Source organism: Legionella birminghamensis (assembly GCF_900452515.1).
Taxonomy (GTDB): domain Bacteria; phylum Pseudomonadota; class Gammaproteobacteria; order Legionellales; family Legionellaceae; genus Legionella_C; species Legionella_C birminghamensis.
This window is the reverse complement of record NZ_UGNW01000001.1, coordinates 3356700-3379738: the sequence shown is the minus strand read 5'-3', so window position 1 is coordinate 3379738 and position 23039 is coordinate 3356700. Positions and strand designations below refer to the sequence as shown.

Below are 23039 nucleotides of genomic sequence, written 5' to 3'. Positions count from 1 at the left end.
GGGGCGTAGGCGAAACCGAATCCCCGCGGCTTCGACCGCGGGGCCCACGCGAAGCCAACTTAATGCTAAGAACACTAGTTTATGACTATCTGTTAAATCCTATTTTTTGGCAACATTGAAACTTGTCTGAGAACCATGCTACTCCAACAGGCATGGGCCCCGCGGTCGCTGCCGCGGGGATTCGATATGGAGCTACCCCCGCCGATTCTCCATGGACTCACCAAGGCACAATGCCATGAAGGCAATAAAGAAATAACCCGAGCCTGAGTAAAATAACAAGGAATCAGAAATATTCCCCACTGCAAAAACCAACAGCAAAGCTAATGCTGTGAAACGGTATTCTTTCAATCGATTGGCTACACTAATCAAGCTTAAGTAAAAGGCGCCAAATAAAAGAATACCAGCCACCCCGAATTCCACCGCAATCAGCCAATACTGGCTATGCGGTTCCAGAAGCCGTCGATCCCAGGAAGGTACAGGTTTATGCAGTTTAAAGGAATAAGTAAACCCTGCAGTTCCGTTGCCGAATAAGGGGTGTTGTTTGAATAGTTGTTTGGCAAAATTATGGAACTGCAAACGATAACCCACAGAGGTGTCCTTATAGGCATGATAATAATCAAGCTCCGCTTTCACCTGATGAATGCCAAAATTCATAGCCGGGCTTAATTTATAACAGACTGCAAAGCATGCCAGAATCAGGGCAATTGCTATGAGGGCCTGTTTCCTGCTGAAAAGCTGACAAGACAAGGTAACCATTAATAAGAGATAAATTACATAGCCAGTGCGTCCGGTGCTGATAAAAAGAACCTGATAGCTGCACAGCAAATAAATTAATGCATACGCATAGCGGCTCGCTGTTTTGCTTTGGAAAAAGTAAAAAGCCGATAAATAAGCAGCAAAAGACATCATGATGCCGGTCATAATATGATTTCGAAAAACGGCATCAGCATTCACCTGGCCCCCGGGAATGATATTTTTCGATTGCAGAATGGAGAGTATGCCGGTTAGGAGCATACCGGCCAGAAACGCGTGTATTGCCTTTCTGCGTGTATCAGCTTCGGTAAACCCTAGTGTTAGCAAGGGCAGGTATACAAATTTGCTGTATTTCTCAATAACCAGCCATTTCTCTCCCATACTGGCCGGACTCCAGAAGCTTGCCAGCAAAGCGAGAAAAAACAAGGCGGTGGCCAGCAAACTCCATGGCTTGCGAAATACTGCAGAGAGGTTTTCCCGGTAATGGGGAGTGAAAATAATAGCGAGTACCGACAGTCCCAGAAATATGCTCTTTGCGGTAGAGCTTAAAGGTTCGACAAAAAATAAAACAATCAGGCAAAGAGGGGCAAGATTATAAGCTGACAGTTTCTGCCAGGTTGTTTGCAGGGTATGCATTGATGATCAATTCCATTGGAAAAGTCAGCATTGTACTCATTTTGAACCAGAAAATCGATAGAAAGGGAAAAATTGGAGAGGTAGGCTGGGCTGTAAAGCCCAGCAAAAAAGGGGGTTTACATAATGGACTGTTGAATCGCCTGTGCTTCCTGTAAATGCTGGCTTACATGAGCGCGCGTTTTTTCAAGATGCGCACGCAGCATGGGATTAACCGCTTGTTGCATTAACTTGGTATCAATCAATTTTAATGCTTCTGCATGGCCTTTCACCATCGCAGCGATATAAGCTTTGTCAAAAGCAGGACCATTTAAACGCTTCAGTTTGGCAAGCTCCATTTTCCCTTTATACTTTAGCGTTGCAGCAACTGGTCCATTGATCGGCGTAATTCCAGTCCGCTGAGCAACCATTTCAGTGGTGGACAGATTAGCGCCATGCTCTCTAACCATCATCTGACCAAAATTTTTAACAGAAGGACTAACCGCTTTCGCTTCTGCAAGCTGCCCCGCTGCAATTTCATTTTGATTTAAAGCAATGAGACCGCCAATAATTCTTCCATCAATCGCTTTTTGTGCGGCTGTCATGGGTGTAGAAGGGGTATCCAGATAATCGGGTGAATTCATGCCACAGGCTGAAGCAAAGAGAATGGCGCTACTGAGCAACGAGAATTTAATAAAATTATGCATGTTTTTTCCTTGGAGAAGATTGAAACACCCTCTAAAGCTACCTGATTATTCAACAAAAAAATACTAGGGCAATTCACTATTGCCCTGTATGCAATCAGGACGTTTGTAAAAGTTTTAAATTTTGTTTGCTTATTTCAGACTCGGATTCCGAGCAGGTCTTGCCAGGGGCTGTCTGAATAAACTGATTCAGTTTGCCTGCAAGCAGCCACATGACGGCTCCGATAACCAGCGTCACCAGACCGATGCCAGCAAACACATTGCTGTAAATCTCCAGTGAGGCTATCCCGGGTTTAATATGGGCTGGCAGGGCAGTGAGGGATGCTACTGATGCACCGATAAATCCAGCTACTGAAGAGGTGAGAAACCACATGCCCATTACGAAACCGGCAATCCCGGCAGGAACAAGTTCGGCAACCATCGCAACTCCTAACGCTGAAACCAGGAGTTCCCCTGTACTTTGGAAAAAATAGCTGGCAATCAACCACCAGGATGAAACCACCCCATTGCCATCATGCATGAAACGGGTGAAATACAGGAGTCCAAAACCGAGGCCGCAGCACAGCATTCCCACTGCGAACTTGTAAGGAATTGAGAACGAAATACCATGATGGTGCAATTTGCCATAAAAAATTGCCAATACTGGGCTCATGGCAATAATCCAGATTGGATTCAAGGCTTGAAAGCTTTGCGGATCGATAGCGAATCCCAATAAAATGGGATTGACATTATTTACAGCGAACAGATTTAAGGAAGTGGGCATTTGCTGGTATAAAGTAAAGAAGACTATTGCTTCCAGCATCAGAATAAATGCGACCAGCATGCGCATGAAGCTGGCTTGGTGCTCGCGGCGCATATAGATAAAGTAAACCCCCACGACGAAAGCAGTCACAACCCAGACCAGGTCCTTGGCAATATTGACATGCTGCAAAAGATAGGAGGAAAGCAAAGTTATAGCAGCTATGCCGGCTACTATTCCCATCCATAGCCAGAGGGGAATTTGTTTTAAGTCGGCCGGTGTATTGATGTGTTCTACAAATTTTCTTTGAAAAAAATAATTTGCCAAACCCAGCATCAGGCCAATAAAGCTGGCGAAATAAGCATAAGAATAACCATAGCGGCTGGCAAATATTGGACCAATGAATAAGGCCACTGTGGAACCCAGGTTGATTGACATGTAGTACAAAGTGAATGCACCGTGTAAACGCGGATCATTCTCTGCATAACATTTTGCCAGCAAGCTGGAAGGGTTCGCCTTAAAAAGTCCATTCCCAACACAGACAAGGCCAAGAGCCAGAAAAACAGTATTGGTATCGGCAAGGGCTAATGACAAATAGCCGAGAGCAAGGGTGATAAGCCCCAGAATAATAGTCCGTTTAGTGCCCAACACCTTGTCGCCCAGGTAGCCGCCAAAAGCAACCATTCCATAAACCAGAGCAGAAAACGCGCCAAAAGTATAATATGAATCAGTATCGTTAAAACCCAGAAAGCGAATAAAATAAAGCGTTAAAATTCCCTGAACAGTGTAGTAACCAAAACGCTCCCAAATCTCCAGCATGAAAATCATATGAAAAGCCCGGGGTTGCTTCCGAAACAGTTTCAGCATGTTTATCAGTCCTTTGCGATTATTAATGTGAGTGGGTTCGATATTCCGAATATCGCCAAATGAACGCACATCTATTTAACCTATACGAGTTTAAATAAGTTTGCAATGAAATAATTGTGAAAAAACAAGGCTGTGACAAAAAGCAGGATGCTAGGGAAATCCATTGCTAACCTTTTCTTTTATTCCCTCCCGCTCAGCATCGCCATCCCCCTCGTTTTCTCCTGAACCCTGCTTTGCAAGCGCATCGATCAGCGGCTGGAAATGGATTTGCCGTTTTTGCAGGGCAACCCTTAGCGGTTCAGAATCCAGCAGTGCATTAATCTCTGTCGGGGATATATCCAGTTGGTGATCGATAACAGCCTGTTTTGCCTGTTTTAGCAAAGCAAGGGCTGCATCGGTGCACTCAAATTCTTCAAGGAGATCCTCTATCGTATTCTGATTTACGTTATGCTGGTCGTTTTGAAAGTGAATAGCAATCTGATTGAACGTTCTCAGAATGGCCCGTTGATCAGAGTGTTCAATCGCATTATCCAGTTCTCGCTCGGTGTTATCTACCCAATGGAGATGATCCAGTTTACGTCTGAGAATACTGGGGGATTCTGGTCCCTCAAGATTCAATTCGGCTTGCAGGGTTGAGCTGTGGGAGGGCATGCCGCTCTTCAGATCATGGCTTGGCTCGGGCGTTGGTTCCGGTGAAATTTGCTTGCTCTCCTCAAGCAGTTCTTTTTGCTCGTTTTCAGTATTGTCATCATCCTGTGCTTCGATCTTTACCCCTGTTGCTTTTCCTTTTCCCAATAGACTATTCCAGGCTTGTTTGAGAAGGGGAAAACCGACGCGTCCAAGCACATATAACCCGCCGGCTACAGCGCTGGCTGCAATCAGGGCAAGCCCTGCCGGAGGAAAAAACAGGCTTAGGACAATGCCGGCCAATGCCAGGGATGATACAGCAATACCCACGAGTTTATCGGTGATACCCATCCCTCCTAGCCGTTTAAGCTTATCTTCGCGGGAAATTCGACGATTTTGCAAATTATGCATTGCCTGCTTGAGCTTTTCAAAGTCCTCGCTCAATTTGTCTATCTGTGTGGACAGATGGCTGGCCTCTTCCTGATTGTCGGACTGGATGGCCGCTGTTAGTTGTCTTTCAAAAATTGTGGCCTGTTCTTGCAAATTCTCCAGATTTGTTTCTTCCAGTTTAATTGCCAGATTAATGGATTTGAGCTCTTTTTTAGCCTGATAGATTGAATGCAGGTGTTTGCCTAAGGTCACCAGGCTAAGGCCCAGACCCAATACAGCGGCAGTCATTGCCATAATCGGGGCAACGGGTGGAAAAGCCACTGCGGTAATGGCGATGCCAAGTAATACGGCTGAGTATATCAGGCGGGCATTTTTTGAAAGGCTGAAAGGCAGTTTTTCGCCCAACATATAGGCAGCCAAATAAATAAGCGGGATGCGGACAAAATCAATCCCTGCTAAAACGGCACCGCCAATCTGGAAACCGCGGCTGGCGTTTTGAACCGCACTTGAAAAATTACCCTGGGCCATCGCCAGTTTACTGAGGGCATTCCCGGCACCGTCTATGCTGTGAAGAAACCCAGAGAGTAATGGGATTCGTTTAAGCAGCGCTAACAAAAGGGCTTTTTTGTTGGGCGGCTCGGGGGGACCAAGCGGCTCCCTTATCTGCTTAAGCCTCTTCAGTGCTTGCTGATAGGAAGTTGATGCCAGTAATTCTGATTCTTTATGCGTCATAATTAATTACCCGTTATTGTTTTTAATATAGCAAGTAATCATTAACAAAAAATGAAGTTAATATTCAATGTATATAAATTTATACGTTCTTACTTGCCATCATTGCATGCTCTCCTCTATATTCCTAGCAGGATCTAATAAATAATAAGAATATGGCAAAAGTAGCCCTTTATCTGGCCGGCGGCGGAGCCCGTGGCGCGTATCAAGCCGGTGTTATCAAAGCAATCGCAGAAATTTTGAATGTGAGGGAATTGCCCTTCGCAATGATTAGCGGCGTCAGCGTAGGCAGTATCAATGCCGCGGTGCTGGCTGAAAACGCAGGTAATTTCCTTGAAGGCGCAGAAAAGCTGGAGTATTTATGGAGTAATATTTGCTGCCAGCAGATCTTTAATGCCAGTAATTATGCGTTGAGTAAATCGGTTTTTCGCAATGTTAGCAATCTAGTCATCAAGCAAAGACAATCCGGACATCTGCTCGATACCAGTCCGTTGCGCGAATTCATCAGCAGTAATATTGATTTTGAAGTTTTAAAAGAAAACATCCTGAATGCGCAGCTGGGGACAATGGAGGTCATTACTTATTGCTATGATGCCCAGCAAACGATTTCTTTTTACCAAGCCCATGCAGACGGTTTTGAAGATTGGCATTATCCGCGTCATACAAGCCAGCCGGCAACGCTTGAAATGGAGCATATTCTGGCGTCCAGTGCACTCCCCTTGTTTTTTCCGACCACTCGAATCGAGAATTTTCATTACGGTGATGGCAGTATGGGTTTGGTTTCGCCTTTGCGCGGAGCGATTCGTTTCAAGGCTGAGAAAATCTTAGTTCTGGGTACACGCCAGCTGCCTGTCTTCCATCATGAAAAATTGCATAATGGCGAAATTGGCTTTGCCAGAATTCTCGGCAGCATGCTAAATGGACTTTTTCTGGATAATCTGGATCGCGATATTGAAATGGTTAATCGAATGAATGAGATATCCAAGCTTCTTTCGCTGTGGAAAAAGAGAAATGCGCCCTGGCGGCCAGTACAAACGCTGCATCTGCGTCCGAGTACAGATATTGGCGCGGTAGCGCAAGCCCAATATAACAGTATGCCTTCTTTACTGCGTCTGCTATTAAACATGCTGGGTGCGAAAAGCCACTCAGGGGATTTGCTAAGCTTTCTGCTGTTCGAAAGCCCTTTTACGCGCGAGCTTTTGAAAATGGGCTATGAAGATACTTTCGCTTCAAAGGAAATTGTTTTGGAGTTTTTTGAAGATTAACTCTGGTCTCCGAATCCCCGCGGCAACGACCGCGGGGCCCATGTCTGGTGGCCGAAAATGCTCTTTAAGTTTGCAATGTTGCCAAAAAGAGACTAAAAAAGCACAAGACTGATACCCTGAATAGGCATCATGTGGGCCCCGCGGTCGTTGCCGCGGGGATTCGACCACTCTGGTAGTCTTACCGTTTTTGCGAGCTAATGGCGGAGCAATCCAGATAGGAGTTCTTGCCTGGCATGGGTTAGATTCCTTAACTATCTACGCAGCATCTCCAGTACCGGTTGAGTCCTGGGCTTCACTCCATGCCATATCGCAAAGGCTTCCGCTGCCTGCTCCACCAGCATTCCCAATCCATCCAAAGCCTGGCATGCCTTCAATTGGGCTTCGGCTACAAAAGAAGTGAGTCCATTTCTTTGGTAAGCCAAATCATAGCAGAAGGGTTGTGCTGACCATAGTACATCAGGAAGTTCTATGGATTGCCGGGTGGTGCTGATCGACGTGGCATTAATAAGAATGTCAAAGGGGCGGGAGAGCTGATTGTACTGAACAGGGGCAATATCCGGGAAATCCCTGGCTAAAATCTGCAAACGCTCGGTACTTCGATTATAAACTGCCAGCTGTTTTATCCCTTGTTCCAATAATGGATAAATAATGCCGCGTGCGGCACCGCCTGCGCCGAGAATCAGAACAGTCTTATTGTGAAGGGAAGTGTGTCTCTTTAAGTCATTAATTAAGCCGATACCGTCAGTGTTATCGGCATACAGCTTGGTTTGATTCTGCCATAAGGTATTGGCAGCTTTTGCTTGGCGGCAGCGCTCAGTGGCAATGTCTGCCAGCTGAAACGCCTCCCCCTTAAAAGGCAGCGTAACATTCATGCCTTTGCCCTGTTGGAAAAAATCAGTAACCTGCTGCTTAAAATGCAGGGGCTCTCCCAGTATCCGCTGGTATTCCAGTTCAATTCCGATCTGCTCTGCAAACGACTGATGTATTTCAGGTGAAAGACTATGCTGAATGGGGTTTCCAATAACTGCAAATCGCAAGAGGGACATATTCATTTCCTGGATTGCCGGGCTTTACAGCCCAGCTGGTACTATGCTGCTTTTCCTGCCTTGCTCTGGGCAACCAGATAATCCAGGATTTTAAACAGGCGATCTTCGGTTTTTGCCATTTGCAAATCAATTTTATATTTGCCATTAACTATGAGGGCAGGGACTGCATTAACGCGGTATTTTGCCATTAGCCCATTGCTTTCTCCCACCTTCATATCAATTGTAGTGGAGTGGGTAAATGCACTTTCAGCAATATCCTTGTCCACGCCCTGGGCAATGAAAAAATTAACCATTGCTTCATTGGAGTTGAGCGGTGTTTTGTCCAGTTGAATGGCTTTGAATAAAACAGGATTAAGTTTGTCACCCAAGCCCAGCAAATGGCTTGCGTAATAGGCTTTGGCATAAAATCCCCAATCCGGCTTGAATACAACAGGAACACGGTTAAATTTTATCGCGCTACCCTGCTGTGCAACCCATTTTTCCAGATTCGGTTCCAGGCGATAGCACCAGGGGCAGCCATAGCTGAAGAATTCAGTTACTTTTATCTGGTTTGTTGCTGTTTTAGCTGAGGAATCCAGAACTTCAAAATCCTTGCCGGCAGTGAAATCTTCTGCAAAGCAGAGTACGGGAACTAACAAAATCGATAATAAAAGCGCTTTAAACATAATAAATTCTCGCATTTAATCAAAAAAAGATAGCAGATTCCAATTGTACTCTGAAATCCGCTGATGCAGCAATTTCAATGCAGGCCCTGAATATAATAAGCTACTGCCTCCATATCTTCATCACTCATGCGCCGGCTGATATCCTGCATAATGTGGTTAAGATCATTGCTGCGTTTTTTATCTTTGAATGCCTTTAACTGCGCAATGGTATAAGGGGCATGCTGTCCCGACAGCACAGGGAAGCCCGCTTGCCCATTACCGGTCCCTTTGGGACCATGACAGGCAATACAGGCGGTAATGTGTTTGTCAAAATCGCCGCCGCGATACAACTCTTCCCCGCGTTTCACATAACGTTTGGGCGTTTTGCCTGGCACAATGGGTTGTTTGGAGTAATAATTGGCGAGCATTTCCATCTCAGGTTCGGTCAGACTCGCTGCAATGCCGGTCATGCTGGCATCGGCGCGGGTTTTTCCCGCCTTGTAATCCTGCAACTGCTTAAGCAGGTAATTGGCATATTGTCCGCCGACATTAGGCCATAAGGGATTGTTGCTGCTGCCGTTTTCTCCATGGCAGGCGGAGCATAAGCTGATTTTTTCAGGCCGGCTGGCGGCTGGCTGGGGCTCTGTGGCGGCAAACCCTGTGGAAAAAATCAATAGAGTTGCAGCAATGACTATTTTTTTCATATTGCACCAAGACTAGTGTTCTGACTCTTCAGAGTTCGCTGCATACATTTTTTACAGTGAACTCAAATTCCCTATCGCAAAGGATAATGTTACACTGCCTCGGCAAAAATCCCAAAATGAAATTCACATGATGATTAAGAATCCATACAACCAGGCTGTTTTTTTGAAAAGCGCAGCACGTGTAAATCAGTTACCTGAGGATATCGGTTATGAAGTGGCATTTGCCGGACGCTCGAATGCCGGGAAATCCAGTGCATTGAACTGTTTAACCGGCATTAGACAGCTGGCAAGAACTAGTAAAACGCCGGGTCGAACCCAATTGATTAATTTGTTCAGCATCGACGAACAGCGCCGACTGGTTGACTTGCCCGGTTATGGCTTTGCCAAAGTCGGGTTAAAGACTAAGCAGGAATGGCAGGAGAATCTCGCGCATTATCTGGAGGTTCGTCAATGCCTTCGAGGCCTGATATTATTGATGGATTGTCGCCATCCCTTAAAAGAGCTGGATCAAATGATGATCAACTGGTCACTGGATCGCGGGCTTCCTGTTCATATTTTACTCACCAAAGCCGACAAGATTAGTAAAAGTGAAGCCAAGAACACAATGTTAAAAGTCAAAAAGCAATACGATTTACTCCCTGATCTGATCAGCGTACAAACGTTTTCCAGCCTTAAGAAAGAAGGAGTAGAGGAATTGATTGCTCAATTGAATCAGTGGTATGAGCTCAATCATTAGACCCTGCGGACAAGCCCATAGCTATCTACACAAGTGCCTGGGAATTAAAAGCTATCGAATCCCCGCGGCATCGACCGCGGGGCCCACACGAAGCCCATTTAATGTTAGGAACACTTATTAATGACGACTTGTTAAACCCTATTTTTTTGCAACATTGAAACTTGTCTGAGGACCATACTACTTCAACAGGCATGGGCCCCGCGGTCGGTGCCGCGGGGATTCGGCGGTCGGTGCCGCGGAACCCAGGTTTTAAATTCAGCCCTTCACCTATTTTTGTCCTATGTTGTTCTAGAATTAAACATATGGGCTTTGCCAATGTGAGCCAGATGAATAAATATGACAGGAATAAAAAACATGCTGTTACGATTCCCAGTGGTAAAGACAGCCTGGATGGTCTTTTGTTTATCCCGGAAGCAGCCAAAAGCATTGTATTATTTGTACATGGAAGCGGCAGCAGCCGCTTGAGTATCCGTAACCAGTTTGTGGCAGGCGCTTTAAATGAGATGGGCCATGCCACCTTACTCTTTGATTTGTTAACTCCTAAAGAAGAAGCTATCGACAGTTTTACCAGAGAGCTCCGCTTTAATATCTCCCTTCTTGCTTCCCGCTTAATTGATGTTAAACACTGGTGCCAGGACACATTGGATCCGATGACTGCAGGTATCGGTTATTTTGGGGCCAGTACAGGTGCCGGTGCGGCGCTTGAGGCTGCCGCCAGAGAGCCTGATCAGGTAAAGGCAATTGTTTCACGTGGCGGAAGGCCTGATCTGGCCCTCGCTTACCTGCCGCGGGTCAAAGCGCCCACGCTGCTAATAGTGGGAAGTTACGATATTGCGGTGATTAAATTCAACCGCGAGGCAAGATCAAAAATGACCTGCCATACTCAGCTGGATATTGTGCCAGGCGCCAGTCATTTGTTTGAAGAATCTGGAAAACTTGAAGAAGTATCCCGTCTGGCGAATGCCTGGTTCAATAACTACCTTATGTAATCGAGCACTGTGATGGCAGAGCCATATTCTTAGCTCAATTTAATTTTTAACAACTCCTCGACCACCTGGGGATTTGATAGGGTTGAAATATCGCCAAAATCAGCAATAGAAGACGCCTTGCCTGCGCCGATTAAGCGTAGGATGCGGCGCATGATTTTTCCCGAGCGGGTTTTGGGTAAATCAGCGACCCACTGGATAACATCCGGTTTTGCAATGGCGCCAATTTCCCTAATCACCAACTCCACCAGAGACTGCTTTAATTCCTCGCCAGGCTGGCAGCCCAATTTCAAGCTGACAAAGGCTAACACCCCTTCTCCTTTAATCTCATGAGGAATGCCAACGACCGCTGCCTCAGCTACTGCGGGATGTAACACCAGCGCGCTTTCTATTTCAGCCGTACCCAGCCGGTGGCCAGAAACATTTAATACATCATCAATTCTCCCCAAAAGCCAGTAGTCACCTGCCTCATCCCGTTTAGCGCCATCTCCTGTGATATAATAACCGCCTCTGAAATAGGTTTTCAGGTAGCGCTCATGATCCCCAAAAATGGTCCTGGCCATGGAGGGCCAGGGGTGTTTTATGGCCAAAGCGCCTTGGGCCGGACCATCCATCTCTTCATCGTCCTCATTAAGCAGAACAGGAGTTATACCAGGTAATGGCAGGCAGGCTGCCCCTGGTTTCTGATGATGGTAGGGCGGTTGCTCGCTGATCATAATCGAGCCAGTTTCAGTTTGCCACCAGGTATCGACAATCGGGCAACGTTGCCCACCGACCTGCTGATAGTACCATTCCCAAACTTCAGGATTAATTGGCTCGCCTACTGTTCCCAGCAAGCGTAGTGAAGATCTGGAGGTTTCTGCCAGCCAGGTATCCCCAGCACGCTTCAGAGCTCTTAGCGCGGTAGGCGCCGTATAGAATACATTGACTTTATATTTATCAATAATCTTCCAACAGCGGGAGGGATCTGGCCAATTAGGGATCCCGGCAAACATCAGCGTGGTGGTTCCGTTACCCAATGGGCCGTATACCACATAACTGTGACCAGTTACCCAGCCGACATCTGCAGTACACCAGAACACCTCATTCTCGCCACAGCCAAAAACAAGCTGGTGACTATAAACGGTTTGCACCAGGTAGCCGCCGCTTGTATGTAACAGGCCTTTTGGCTGGCCCGTACTGCCGGAGGTATAAAGTATAAACAGGGGATCTTCCGCATCGATCCACTCTGGTGGACACTCGGCAGTGACTTGTCCCCTGAGTTCATCCCAGTAAAAGTCAGTGCCTGGAGCAAACTCAATGGGGTGGTGGGTTGAGCGAACAATTAATGTTTTGAGCTTCAGATTGGCACTGGCTTCATCTGCCTGCTGTTTCAATGCATAGGCTTTTCCGCCACGTTTGTAAGCATCGACGGTTATTAATAATTTACAGGCTGCTGCTTCAAGCCTTTGCCTGAGCGCATGCGCTGAAAATCCTGCAAAGACAACGGTATGGATGGCGCCTATGCGTGCACAGGCGAGCATAGCAATCGCTGCTTCCGGAATCATTGGCAGATAAATGGCGACAGTATCGCCTTTAGCAACGCCCATTTTTTTCAAGACGTTGGCCATACGACATACTTCTTCATGCAAATCAGCAAAACTGAGTGTCCGCTGTTCGTCTTCATCATCACCCTGCCAGATGATGGCAGGCTTTTCCGCCTTTTCTGGCAGGTGTCGATCGACACAATTGAAGCAGACATTTAATTTGCCATCAACAAACCATCGAACAGAACCCTGCCCGAAATCTCCCTCCATCGCCCTAGTCCAGGGAGAATACCAACTGACCTGTTTCTCGGCTATGGCGGACCAAAAGTTGACTTCTTTCATGATAAAGCCTTATCCGTTCAATGCCTTAATAATGGCAGAAAAATCCAGATCGCTGAATCCGGCATCGCTGAACTGCTGATAGAGTAATGTAGCCCTTTCAGATACAGGAGTATGCAGGCCAGTCATAGAGGCTGCTTTCTGGCTGAGCAATAGATCTTTTAGCATCATTGCTACTGTAAATCCTGGCTGATAATTGTTATTCGCCGGAACGTCCGGTATGACATCCGGAACGGGCATGTATTTCGAAGTGACCCAGCACTGGCCTGAAGAAGAATTCACTACTTCATGTAATTTTTCTGCAGATAATCCCAGGGATTGTGCGAGGTTAAACGCTTCTGAAACCGCAATCATAGTCACGCCAAGAATCATATTATTGCAAACCTTGGCCGCTTGCCCGCTTCCAGCATTCCCCGCGTAAATAATGCGCTGGCCCATATTATTCAGGACAGGTTTTACCTTTTCCAGGGCATACTCTCGGCCGCCAACCATGAAGGTTAAACTACCTGCTTTTGCTCCTGCCACGCCGCCAGAAACCGGTGCATCCAGCGATAAAAGGTGTTTTTCTGATGCCTGTTGATGCAGTTTTCTGCTCGTCTGGACATCGATGGACGAGCAATCGATGTGTGTGGCATGTTTCGCTGCTGCATAAAGACCGGTTTCACCCAGGCAAACCTGTTCGACCTGCGCACCGGACTGCAGCATGGTAATAATAATTTCATTACCATCGGCCGCTTCCTGCAGCTTTCTCGCCGCAAAGCCGCCAGCATCGATTAAGGCATCGAGTGCGGCGGCCTGTAAATCAAAGCCGGTCACATCATGCCCTGCCTTGACCAGATTGATGGCCATGGGTAATCCCATATGGCCTAGTCCAACAAATCCAATTCGCGCCATTCGGCCTCTCCTTATGCAATAGGCAGTTAATCGTGGGTCGGCATCACAAATGCGCTTTGCTTCAATCTCGTTATTGGCCACTTGCTGGTCACTGTTTTACGATGCGTATAAAAATGGATGCTTTCCAGCGCATGCATATTGGTATTGCCAAATGCAGACTGCTTCCAGCCGCCGAACGGATGGTTAACGATGGGAACCGGAATGGGTATGTTAATACCCACCATACCCACCTGAACCTCCTGGCTGTAGCGGCGGGCGGTATAGCCGTCGCGGGTAAATATCGCAGTACCATTTCCATATTGATTACGGTTAACCAGTGCAAGCGCCTCATCGAAGCTTTGAACCCGAAGGACAATCAGTACCGGGCCAAAAATTTCTTTCTGATAAATGGACATGGATTCCGTGACATGATCAAAAAGGCTGGGGCCGACAAAAAAGCCCTGCGGGTGTTGCGGATGGGTATAGGAACGCCCATCGATCAGCAGGCTCGCACCTTCCTCGACACCTTGGGAAATGGCCTCAAGCACCCGTTCTCTATGTACTTTGCTAATCAGAGGCCCCATATCACATCCCGCAACATCGCCTGCATCCACGTTGATGGCATTGACCAGCGGTGTTAATTCTTTAAGGAAGCGTTCAGCCGTATCGTCCCCGACGGCAATGACGGCAGAAATAGCCATGCATCGTTCCCCGGCAGAACCATAAGCTGCACCGGTAACCGCTTGGGCCGCCTGTGCGAAGTCCGCATCTGGCATTATCACGCAGTGGTTCTTGGCGCCGCCGAAGGTGTGTGCCCGTTTACCATTTGCGCAGGCCTCGGTATAAATATGTTCGGCAACCGGGGTCGATGCAACTGCTGTAAACGCCTTTATTTTGGGGTGCCTGAGCAGATAATCCACCGTATCTTTATTGCCCTGAATGCAATTGGCGACCCCTGGAGGCAATCCGGCGTCACTTAGCAGCTCAAGCAGGCGAAGGGGGGCGGAAGGATCCTGCTCTGATGGTTTTAACAGAAATGTATTGCCGCAGGCAATCGCCGGTATCATCATCCACACAGGAACCATTACCGGAAAATTGAAAGGCGAAACACCGGCGCATATGCCAAGCGGCTGATATATCGTATGGCTGTCAATTCCAGTTGAAACCTCCGCTGAAAACTGACCCTGTAAATGGTTGACCAGCCCGCAATGGAATTCAACAACCTCAATCGCCCTTGCAATCGAGCCTTTGGCGTCATCCAGGGTTTTCCCATGTTCGCGTGTCACTATTTGGGCTAGTTCATTCTGATTCTTTTCCAGCAGTTCACGGAATTTGAAAAAAATACGTGATCTTTTAAGCGGGGGTGTTTCTGCCCAGGATGAACCGGCTTTTTCCGCCGCATTAATGGCTTCTTCACAAACCTGCTGGCTGGCGAAATGAACTTCGCCAATGACTTCACCCAGGGCTGGATTATATACCTGATGTTTGTTTGTACTCTCTGAATGTACGATTTTACCGTCAATAAAATGCCCAATGGAAGCACTCATCTTTAACTCCTGTATAAGCAATTGCTAAGGATTATTCACTAAATGTAGTCAAGGTTGCTTGGTAATGCCGTTTACTATCCTGAGGTTGAGTACTTCTGGTCTCAATGACTTTGACCTGATCATGGTCCTTTCCCGATTTGGCGAGCGCCTGAGCGATAGCATCTTCCAGGCTGCTGTCTGAGTAGCCGGTGTAATCTCTTGTATTGAGGAGGGTCATCCTTTAACCTTTCTTTGATGAAAAGAAGCATCTTAACATGAAAGAAATCAGTTGAAAAACCGGTCTTCTTTTTGAAAAAATGAAAAGCAGATAATTTTCTATTTGAAAAGACTAACAAAAAATTGTTAAGTCTGGCTTTTTAATCAATAATAAAATGACCTAAAGCAGGCAAGGATCGATGCAAAATGGCAAAAACGACAATCTTGAGGGTTGAAAAAGGAACGGTATTAACTGCTGAAATGCGGAAAAATTTAAAATCTCTGCTCGGAGATTTTGAAACCAGGGAATATATAAAGACACCTGATCTCAAAAAGATTTACCAGCGCCGAATAGATATTCTGGCAGAAGCGTTTGAATTCATTTATAACTCGATTACCCCCTCCAGCTGTACCTCCGCGGAACTTGCTGCCTATCTCCAATTTTGTAAACAACTCAATCAGCTGCCAGACATAGCCGACCAGGACAAATATCAGGAAATATTGACCAATTTTACCGGAATGCTGGTCAATGCCCTGATTGATAACTGGAATTGGCCGTATCGCGTCCGCGATGCTGTAGGTTTGCTTAACAAAGCTGAGCAATATGTCATTATGCAAAAAGGGCGTCAGAATTTGGCTACCTTAAGCACAGTTTCCCAATTAAAAGACAGCTTCGTCCTAAACTGGGAAAATACGCTTCCCTCCTGTTCCAAGCAAACGATAGATGAGCTTATAAAAATTAAGCAAACTTATCTTTCGGATTTGCCAAACTGGCTTGAGCAACTTCCTTATTACCAGCAGGTTTTTTTCCTTACTTCACCAGAGACCTGCACGACAGTGACCCAACTCAATAGTGAAAATAACGATATCATTGACTTATGGCGATCGAAGACCTTAAGTAATGATGATTATATAGCCATCATTGATGGATATAGCATTGATGGAACCAAGAAGAAAAAGCCGGACTGGTATCGCGAGTTGCCTGGGAACCGCAAGCAGATTCTTCGCTCCTTGCTAATTTCCGAAGGGAATAATAAAGAAAAGGTGGAGCAAAAGCTAAATGATTTGACAAAAAAGCTCTGCGAAAAGAGTGATGAAGCAACTGCTGCGCTGATTAAAAAAATTCGCGGTTTACCCAGCTGGTTTGTTAAATTACCCTTGAGCGAGCAAAAATTACTCAAAGCGGCGCTCGATAAAAGCGAAAATGTTGCGGATGTAGTTCATTTTTTGCCGAGCCGCTTGCGAACAATTCCTGGCTTAGCCAACCTCGCCGAACATAACTGTGCTATTCTGGATACCAACTGCAATGTAAAGAAACAATTTGGACCCAAGCTGCGAAGCAGCCATCTGGCTTCCCGTGATGTTAAATCACAACCTGAGCCAATCGGCCAATTGCATGCCAGACGAAATTATGCACAGATCCTAGAGATAGCCAAGACTCGATATGAAAAGTATTCCATTCTAATCCAGACTTTAATCAGCCCTGTGCCGGGGGCTGAAGTGGTCGACGTGCCGGATGAGTATCTGGATAGAATGCGTGAATGGGTTATCCAGAATAACTCTTCGCATGGATTCACGGTTTATACGAAAAACCATCCCTATAATGTGGCGAAGCGATTTATATGGACCGGGGCTAGCGATCCTGACTGTCTTGCACTGCTTGCTGCCGCAAAAGCGGTAACACCAAAAAAGCCTGCGTTGGAAAAGCTAATCAGGAGTTATGAAGCTACCCTTAACTCCGGGTTCCTCACAACCAACTTGCGGGATTACACTGGCCGAGAATTATCCCTAAGCTCCTACGAACACTTATTAGTTGAGCATATTGGCGGTGTCAGCTATGGATCCTGCGTAAGCGGGAAGGATAGGAAGGCTCTGGAAATTATTCATTCGGATGCAATGCAGATTTATTATGAAATTTATAATGAATGGCCGCAATTTAACGAGTTCAACAAGGATAAGCGTGGCAATTTTGTGGATATTGTGTCGGATCTTTATGTAACTCGCCATGCGCATGAGTTTGCCGATGAAAATGCACCGGGTACGGAAGGAATTAAAACACCTGAAAACTATTACCCGGCAGACATTGCCGCGGCGATTCAGAAAAAAATGGATCCGTTTAAAAATTCTCTGGCCTGTGATGATAAGAATGCCACCAATAATGAAGTGAAAAAAATTGCTAAATTCAAACAAGGATCATCTAAATATGTCCCAGATGGCAATAAAAATCATTTGATTTTCAATGGCTACTCTTCCTGCCTGATTGCTGCACAACGACTAAGTTCGGAACAGCAAAAAAAACTCTTAAATGAGATCAGAACATTAACTGGTGAAACGGACTTTTGGAAAGAGAAGCGCTATGCCGTAGGCAAAAATATTCCTTTTTTTAATCGAACAAAATATGTTAATGCGATGCCGGGAGGAATTGATTTTATGTATAAAGCGACTGGCAGGCAGGATAATCTGACCCGGATTCTGGCTGAAATTTATTTTAATCTGGAAAATCGCCCTGATGATCCCAATCGCGATCCTGTAACATTGGATGTTTATAATGCAATTCTCGATCTAAGAAAAGCAAACCCGGCTGATAACGTTTATCAAAATAGCCTGGATAGTATAATTAAAGTCAGGAATATGGCATTTGAGGCTAACCGCTTAATACCGGTCTGCTAAATCCGAATCCCCGCGGCGAAGACTGCGGGGCCCATGTATGAGCTCTGTTATGGGTCCCGCGGTCTTCGCCGCGGGAATTCGGATAGGTCTTTGCCGCGGGAATTCGGGTAGGTCTTTGCCGGGAATTCAGTGGTCTCCGCTTTACCTGAGGCCCAGCAGACTCTCCAGCCCATAGACCATGTGATCAAGTTCCATCACCTTTTGGCAGGACAATAATAAACCCGGCATAAAAGCACTTCGATCGATGCTGTCATGGACAATGGACAAGGTTTCTCCCTGGCTGCCAAAAATGACCTGCTGGCGGGCCAGAATACCCGGTAAACGAATTGAGTGGATGGGAATTCCTTCGCATTGGCCGCCGCGGACACCGAGAATGGACTCCTGAGCCAAAGTCTCTGTTTCAGGGCCAGGCTGTCGGAATTGCGCGATCATTTCCGCAGTTTTAATAGCTGTTCCTGAGGGGGCATCAAACTTCTGTTGATGATGAGCCTCAATGATTTCAACCTGCTGGAACAGTTTGGCTGCCTGCGCTGCGAAATGCATCATCAATACAGCCGCTAATGAAAAATTGGGAACGATGATGCCGCCAAGTTTCAGTTCGGCAGAGAGTGTTTGCAATTCTTCAATCTGTTCGGGCAGCAAACCGGAGGTGCCAATAACAGGGTGTGCGCCGGCGCTGATAATTGTCATTGTATTTTTATAAACAGAATCAGCGCGGGTCAGGTCGATCACAATTGTTGCCTGAGTTTCTGCAATCGCTCTTTCAAGATTGTCTTCACGGCCAAGCGCTGCTGCCAACTGGAACTCAGCTTGGGCCTGAATTGTTTCACAGGCAAGACGCCCCATTTTGCCTGAGGCGCCATTCACAATAACCCGAGTGGTCATTTATTCTCCTTGACTATTTTTTTCCGCCTTTCTTGCCTGTTTGGCCTGTTTCTTGACTTTATAATTTTCCCGAACGACTCTCAGTGCCCACATACTTGCAGGAAGCCAGCCAAAGAGGGTTGCCTGCATGACCAAGGCTACAATTGCCCCGCCGGGGTTGTCATAGATTAATAATACCAGCCAGGGAAAAAAAAGTGCTAATAAAGACATTAACCATCTCATGGACTATATCCTAACGCTTGGGTTCCCAACTTATTGAGTATTATATACTGAGGGATAGCATTTGGCGACATCAGCTCAAATCAGCCGGCCTGGCATTTTTTATCACAATTCGAAAAAGCAGTCTGAATGACAAACGGCTTAAGGCGAAAATATTCTTGGTAAAATAGACATTTTATTGATCATTAAGGGTATTTTTTGGGTAATTAAAATTTACTTTTAATTTTTTGTTTTGTAGAATGGCTCCCTTCCTCGCGATTAAATCAACGATTGTTGATGGCCGAGGTTATTTTTTCAATTCTCGAATCATTATCCACTCAAGGTATCATAATGAGAAGACAAGAGCTTCATCCACGAACAGCGGTGATCAACAAATCACAGAAAAATCAATCAAAAAAATCACGCAATCAGGCTCTGGCATGGCTTAGTGAGCAATTCCCTCAGACTTTTGACAATACTCAGCGTATCCGTCCGTTAAAAAATGGTATTATGGACGATATTCTTGCTTATGCAGACCAGGCTAATGAGGCTGGAATATCCCGCAGCAAATTGCGCGAGGCGGTGGTTATTTTTACTCGCCGTCTGGATTATCTGGCCTGTCTCAAGGCCAGGGAAATGCGGGTCGATTTACAGGGCAATCCAACCACCCAGGTAAGCGAGGAAGAAGCAGAGCGGGCGGCTGCAAAAATTAAAAAGCGGGTTGAGAAAAGCGTACGCAATGCCAGGAAATTACAGACAGTAAAACCGGTACTGTCATCTTCCGCAAAAATGGAATCGATCAAATCGCCAAGCAGCCATTACACACATTATTCATCCAGCTACGATTACAACCAGCCCGGCGAGCGCCATTATTCGTCACCCGCTCAACAGACAGCCAAATCCGCTGCTGATATTATTGTTAAACACAAGACGGTGAAGCAATATGATCCGGATGCTGTTGCCAGGCTTAAGGAAAAATTAGGTATTTCGCGAAAGGAAGAGCAAAAGGAAGTGGCTGATTAAACAAAAATCGTTTTAACCAAGAAGAGGTCGTTATGAAGTTATCGGTTTCAGGGAAGCCCGAGCAATCCGCGGGTAATATCGATATTACGCTGACTGAGGAATCGCCAACTCATGTAGCCTACAGCGGAACTACAGAGACTTCTTCTGGGGTAGAAAGATTAAACGCTGCTGTTCACAAGAAAGATGATCTCCAATTATTGGCTCGAGGTGGAAATGGCCATGATGGCGTGAGGGGCGCCAATGGTCGAGACGGCAGGGATGGCAGAAAGGGAGCTGATGCCACAGCGTGCATGGATGCTGGTCCTGGTGAAAATGGTACAGATGGTGAACCCGGACAGACTGGAACCGACGGCGGGCCGGCTGGTGATGGCGGTCATATTAAAATAACGGTCGGGGATGCTGATTTAGCCCTGTTAGGGATCATTCGAGAAACTGACGTATCAGCAGGGACTCCCGGAAAAGCAGGAAGCCATGGAAAAGGCGGCAAAGGGGGGCGTGGCGGTCAGGGGGGGGATCAATACATGGAATATGGATCTGATCACCATCACCATCATGACAGCCACCACCACTACCATCCTCATCATGACATGCCGCACTTTATATACAGGCCACAGGGAAGCAATGGGGAGTCTGGTAAAGACGGCTTTACACCCACTACTCCTTTACACCCTGGCAAACCGGGCGTAAACGGAACGGTTAATTATTACATTACCTCCCAGGGGCGCGTCCAATCCACACATAGCGAACCGTATCATTTAACAATGGCTTCGCTTAAGCTCCAATCGGAGCAACAAAGCGGTTTGTTTGAACCCGGTGATACTGTGTATGTAACCACTGAGGTTTACAATCAGGCATCGACGATGCCTTCACCCATTGAAGCAATGCCCGTTCGTCTGGCAAGGGATCCTGTGTTAATGGAAAAAACAGCGGGAGAAGTTGCGGGTAATATTCCCGCCGGAGGGGTGGCTGATAATCAACTGAAACCATTGAGCTTTGTAATCGATGACCCGCTAATTCCCGAGGGATATTGCAGTAAGCCCTATGTACAGAAAGCGACAGTAAGTGCTCGTTTGATGAATACCAGGCTCGACCGTCCCTATACAGAATCGGCAGCCCAGACTATTGAGATTCGCTATCCAGTGGAATTATTGGACAGGCAAATGCATTATGCTATCGGAATAGATGAGGAATTAAGCCTGGAGCTGGAGGCAAAAAATATATCGCAAAAACCGTTGGGTGCCGAGCTGGGAAGAGATGTTTTCCTGCAGATCATCGCACCTGAATACAATGTTATTGAAGCAAAAGCCGTTCGTAGACTCGAACCTGGCCAATCAGAAAAACTAACTGCCAGGGTTACTATGAATGCGCAACAGCTTTATGGCTCGCAGACGCAATACAAAGCGAACTTGTTGTTGCAGCCTATCGATCGGGATAAATCGGTAAGCCTGATTCAGCAGCAGATATTCAATGTCCAGTTAACTCCCAAATATCAGCTTTCAGAAAGCGGGTTTACCTTGGTTATTAATGCGGAAACCTCTCCTGCTGCGATTCAATACTGGATGGAAGAATTAACCCGCATCGCACAAAAACCCATTGCGGTGTGGAACACTTCTTATTATGGGGCTTTTCCCCTGGAGACTATAGAAAAGTCCTTATTAGCTGAGAATCCCCATGGCACGGTGGTCGTTCTGGATAATGAATACACTGCAGCGAATGGAAAAAAAGTCAGAAATAGCGAGTTTGTCAGCAAAGATAATTTACTTCATGCCGCCCAGGTGCACGATAGTTCAATAGTAATCGTAGGTGAAAATAAACAGCTGCCGGAATCCTACAAATCCGATGAGCCTGTATTATTTTGGCCAGAACCGGTAAAGCATTATACATCCCTGGACTCTTTGGTGCAGGATTTATTGCTTGATAAGCCTGAAGATATCAGTCATGCCAAAGTAACCCTTCCCGCCGAGACTTTTTTTTCTGTGAGCACCCCTGAGCAGGTATTAGCGCGGGTCAGAGAAACACTTGAGAAGAGTTTCCCTTATCGGGATTATCATCTGAAGGTGCAAAGAGCGGGTAATTCTGCCAGTCGTGTAATCGTTGAAGTCAGACGCCTGGCAGATAAATTGGACGCTCAGGTTAAAGCAGTTAATCTTAACGCCTCGCAGATGCTGGATCCTCAAAAAGCAGCTTCCACAAACCAACGGACATTGATTAAAGCGCTGCCCTTTAGCCAAAAACTGGGATTATTCATGAAAAGCGGTAATCCCTTTCATCAGCATCTAACCCAGGCCATTATTAGCGATCTTTTAGCCGAGCAGACCCTGGTCAGACAAAGCAAAACCTATGGGTCATGGTGGGATTTAATCAATGGACGCTATCGTCCTGATTATCGTAGCGAACTCAAAAAACTGAACCAGCTGGTGTCCTGCCTTCACACCATGGCTTTGCAGGGACAGCTGTATAATGCGCAAGTCTGGGTGCCAATGGTGATACAGGTTTTAGCACAAATACAGTACCAGGTGCGCCAGCAGACCACATTCTGGTCCCGCCTGGCTGATTTTTTTATCAGCCAAACCAATGAGGAAATCAACCGCAGTACCCGTGCACTTTGCAAACAGGCGCTTGCTTCTTATAGTCAGATAACCCAGGCTCCTTTGAATAGTCTAGAATCACATCTCGACAACCAAAGCCATCGCCTGGAGTTTGAAGACAAACTGGAAAAATACATCAACCGCCTGGATGAGGCTTTGCGTCGAAGAGGTTGCTTTTTCAATACCCGGCAGTGTCAGAATGAAAGGGCTGCGGCCCAGGCTTTGCTGCTTGTATGCAGGCGGCAGCTAGCTCCTGCAACACTTGAGAATCTGGAGTTATTGCATAAAGGCAATTTAAAATCCTTTTTCAGGGAATTTACCGCATTATACCCCGAGCTACAGGAACATAACGAGCATCATCCTGCTTATGTGTAAAGAAAAACCCCGGTTTTC

At 46.4% G+C, this 23039-nt stretch carries 19 protein-coding genes; 6 read left to right on the top strand and 13 right to left on the bottom strand.

The genetic code is table 11. The features are described 5' to 3' along the window. Nucleotides 1-192 precede the first annotated feature (192 nt). From DYH42_RS14400 to DYH42_RS14385, 4 genes are all read right to left on the bottom strand, one after another. Nucleotides 193-1389, bottom strand: coding sequence for an O-antigen ligase family protein (locus tag DYH42_RS14400; protein WP_058522592.1), 1197 nt, complete (start codon nucleotides 1387-1389; stop codon nucleotides 193-195). A 116-nt stretch (nucleotides 1390-1505) separates the two neighbouring features. Continuing rightward, nucleotides 1506-2072, bottom strand: a complete 567-nt coding sequence (locus DYH42_RS14395) for a DUF4142 domain-containing protein (RefSeq protein ID WP_058522591.1) — start codon at nucleotides 2070-2072, stop codon at nucleotides 1506-1508. A 94-nt stretch (nucleotides 2073-2166) separates the two neighbouring features. Further along, on the bottom strand, nucleotides 2167-3675 hold the full coding sequence (locus DYH42_RS14390; protein WP_058522590.1) for an oligopeptide:H+ symporter: 1509 nt from the start codon (nucleotides 3673-3675) through the stop codon (nucleotides 2167-2169). A gap of 150 nt (nucleotides 3676-3825) precedes the next feature. Then, entirely contained in the window at nucleotides 3826-5424 is a 1599-nt protein-coding gene (locus DYH42_RS14385; RefSeq protein ID WP_058522589.1) for an AAA family ATPase, read from the bottom strand. Between the two features lie 152 nt (nucleotides 5425-5576). Between DYH42_RS14385 and DYH42_RS14380 the strand changes: the two genes are divergently transcribed. Further along, a complete protein-coding gene (locus DYH42_RS14380; protein ID WP_058522588.1) occupies nucleotides 5577-6686 on the top strand; it encodes a patatin-like phospholipase family protein in 1110 nt (369 codons plus the stop codon). A gap of 251 nt (nucleotides 6687-6937) precedes the next feature. Here DYH42_RS14380 and aroE read toward each other — a convergent pair whose 3' ends face one another. The 3 genes from aroE to DYH42_RS14365 form a co-directional block, all read right to left on the bottom strand. Then, entirely contained in the window at nucleotides 6938-7732 is a 795-nt protein-coding gene (aroE, locus tag DYH42_RS14375; protein ID WP_058522587.1) for a shikimate dehydrogenase, read from the bottom strand. A 41-nt stretch (nucleotides 7733-7773) separates the two neighbouring features. Next, nucleotides 7774-8397, bottom strand: coding sequence for a thiol:disulfide interchange protein DsbA/DsbL (locus tag DYH42_RS14370; RefSeq protein ID WP_058522642.1), 624 nt, complete (start codon nucleotides 8395-8397; stop codon nucleotides 7774-7776). Between the two features lie 74 nt (nucleotides 8398-8471). Beyond that, nucleotides 8472-9080: a c-type cytochrome gene (locus DYH42_RS14365; RefSeq protein WP_058522586.1), complete on the bottom strand. Its 609-nt coding sequence runs from the start codon at nucleotides 9078-9080 to the stop codon at nucleotides 8472-8474. 130 nt (nucleotides 9081-9210) lie between these two features. Here DYH42_RS14365 and yihA point away from each other — a divergent pair, with 130 nt between their 5' ends. After that, a complete protein-coding gene (gene yihA, locus DYH42_RS14360) occupies nucleotides 9211-9816 on the top strand; it encodes a ribosome biogenesis GTP-binding protein YihA/YsxC (protein WP_058522641.1) in 606 nt (201 codons plus the stop codon). 326 nt (nucleotides 9817-10142) lie between these two features. After that, nucleotides 10143-10805: a dienelactone hydrolase family protein gene (locus DYH42_RS14355; protein ID WP_058522640.1), complete on the top strand. Its 663-nt coding sequence runs from the start codon at nucleotides 10143-10145 to the stop codon at nucleotides 10803-10805. 29 nt (nucleotides 10806-10834) lie between these two features. Here DYH42_RS14355 and acs read toward each other — a convergent pair whose 3' ends face one another. From acs to DYH42_RS14335, 4 genes are read right to left on the bottom strand one after another with little or no spacing between them, the layout of a single operon-like run. Beyond that, nucleotides 10835-12670 (bottom strand): acetate--CoA ligase, encoded by a 1836-nt coding sequence (gene acs, locus DYH42_RS14350; protein ID WP_058522585.1) that lies wholly within the window; start codon nucleotides 12668-12670, stop codon nucleotides 10835-10837. Nucleotides 12671-12679: 9 nt separating this feature from the next. Beyond that, nucleotides 12680-13561, bottom strand: a complete 882-nt coding sequence (mmsB, locus tag DYH42_RS14345) for a 3-hydroxyisobutyrate dehydrogenase (RefSeq protein WP_058522584.1) — start codon at nucleotides 13559-13561, stop codon at nucleotides 12680-12682. Nucleotides 13562-13587: 26 nt separating this feature from the next. Continuing rightward, the gene (locus DYH42_RS14340) at nucleotides 13588-15087 is read right to left on the bottom strand and encodes a CoA-acylating methylmalonate-semialdehyde dehydrogenase (RefSeq protein ID WP_058522583.1); all 1500 of its coding nucleotides are present in this window, start codon (nucleotides 15085-15087) and stop codon (nucleotides 13588-13590) included. A gap of 31 nt (nucleotides 15088-15118) precedes the next feature. After that, a complete protein-coding gene (locus DYH42_RS14335) occupies nucleotides 15119-15304 on the bottom strand; it encodes a dodecin domain-containing protein (protein ID WP_058522582.1) in 186 nt (61 codons plus the stop codon). 185 nt (nucleotides 15305-15489) lie between these two features. On the opposite strand from DYH42_RS14335, the gene DYH42_RS14330 reads away from it, so the two are divergent. Continuing rightward, the gene (locus DYH42_RS14330) at nucleotides 15490-17952 is read left to right on the top strand and encodes a hypothetical protein (protein ID WP_058522581.1); all 2463 of its coding nucleotides are present in this window, start codon (nucleotides 15490-15492) and stop codon (nucleotides 17950-17952) included. A 141-nt stretch (nucleotides 17953-18093) separates the two neighbouring features. Here DYH42_RS14330 and dapB read toward each other — a convergent pair whose 3' ends face one another. Then, on the bottom strand, nucleotides 18094-18837 hold the full coding sequence (gene dapB / locus DYH42_RS14325; protein ID WP_058522580.1) for a 4-hydroxy-tetrahydrodipicolinate reductase: 744 nt from the start codon (nucleotides 18835-18837) through the stop codon (nucleotides 18094-18096). Then, nucleotides 18838-19059, bottom strand: a complete 222-nt coding sequence (locus DYH42_RS14320; RefSeq protein ID WP_058522579.1) for a YqaE/Pmp3 family membrane protein — start codon at nucleotides 19057-19059, stop codon at nucleotides 18838-18840. A gap of 327 nt (nucleotides 19060-19386) precedes the next feature. On the opposite strand from DYH42_RS14320, the gene DYH42_RS14315 reads away from it, so the two are divergent. Continuing rightward, entirely contained in the window at nucleotides 19387-20058 is a 672-nt protein-coding gene (locus DYH42_RS14315; RefSeq protein WP_058522578.1) for a ProQ/FinO family protein, read from the top strand. 32 nt (nucleotides 20059-20090) lie between these two features. Then, nucleotides 20091-23021, top strand: coding sequence for a collagen-like triple helix repeat-containing protein (locus DYH42_RS14310; protein ID WP_058522577.1), 2931 nt, complete (start codon nucleotides 20091-20093; stop codon nucleotides 23019-23021). Nucleotides 23022-23039: the final 18 nt, after the last annotated feature.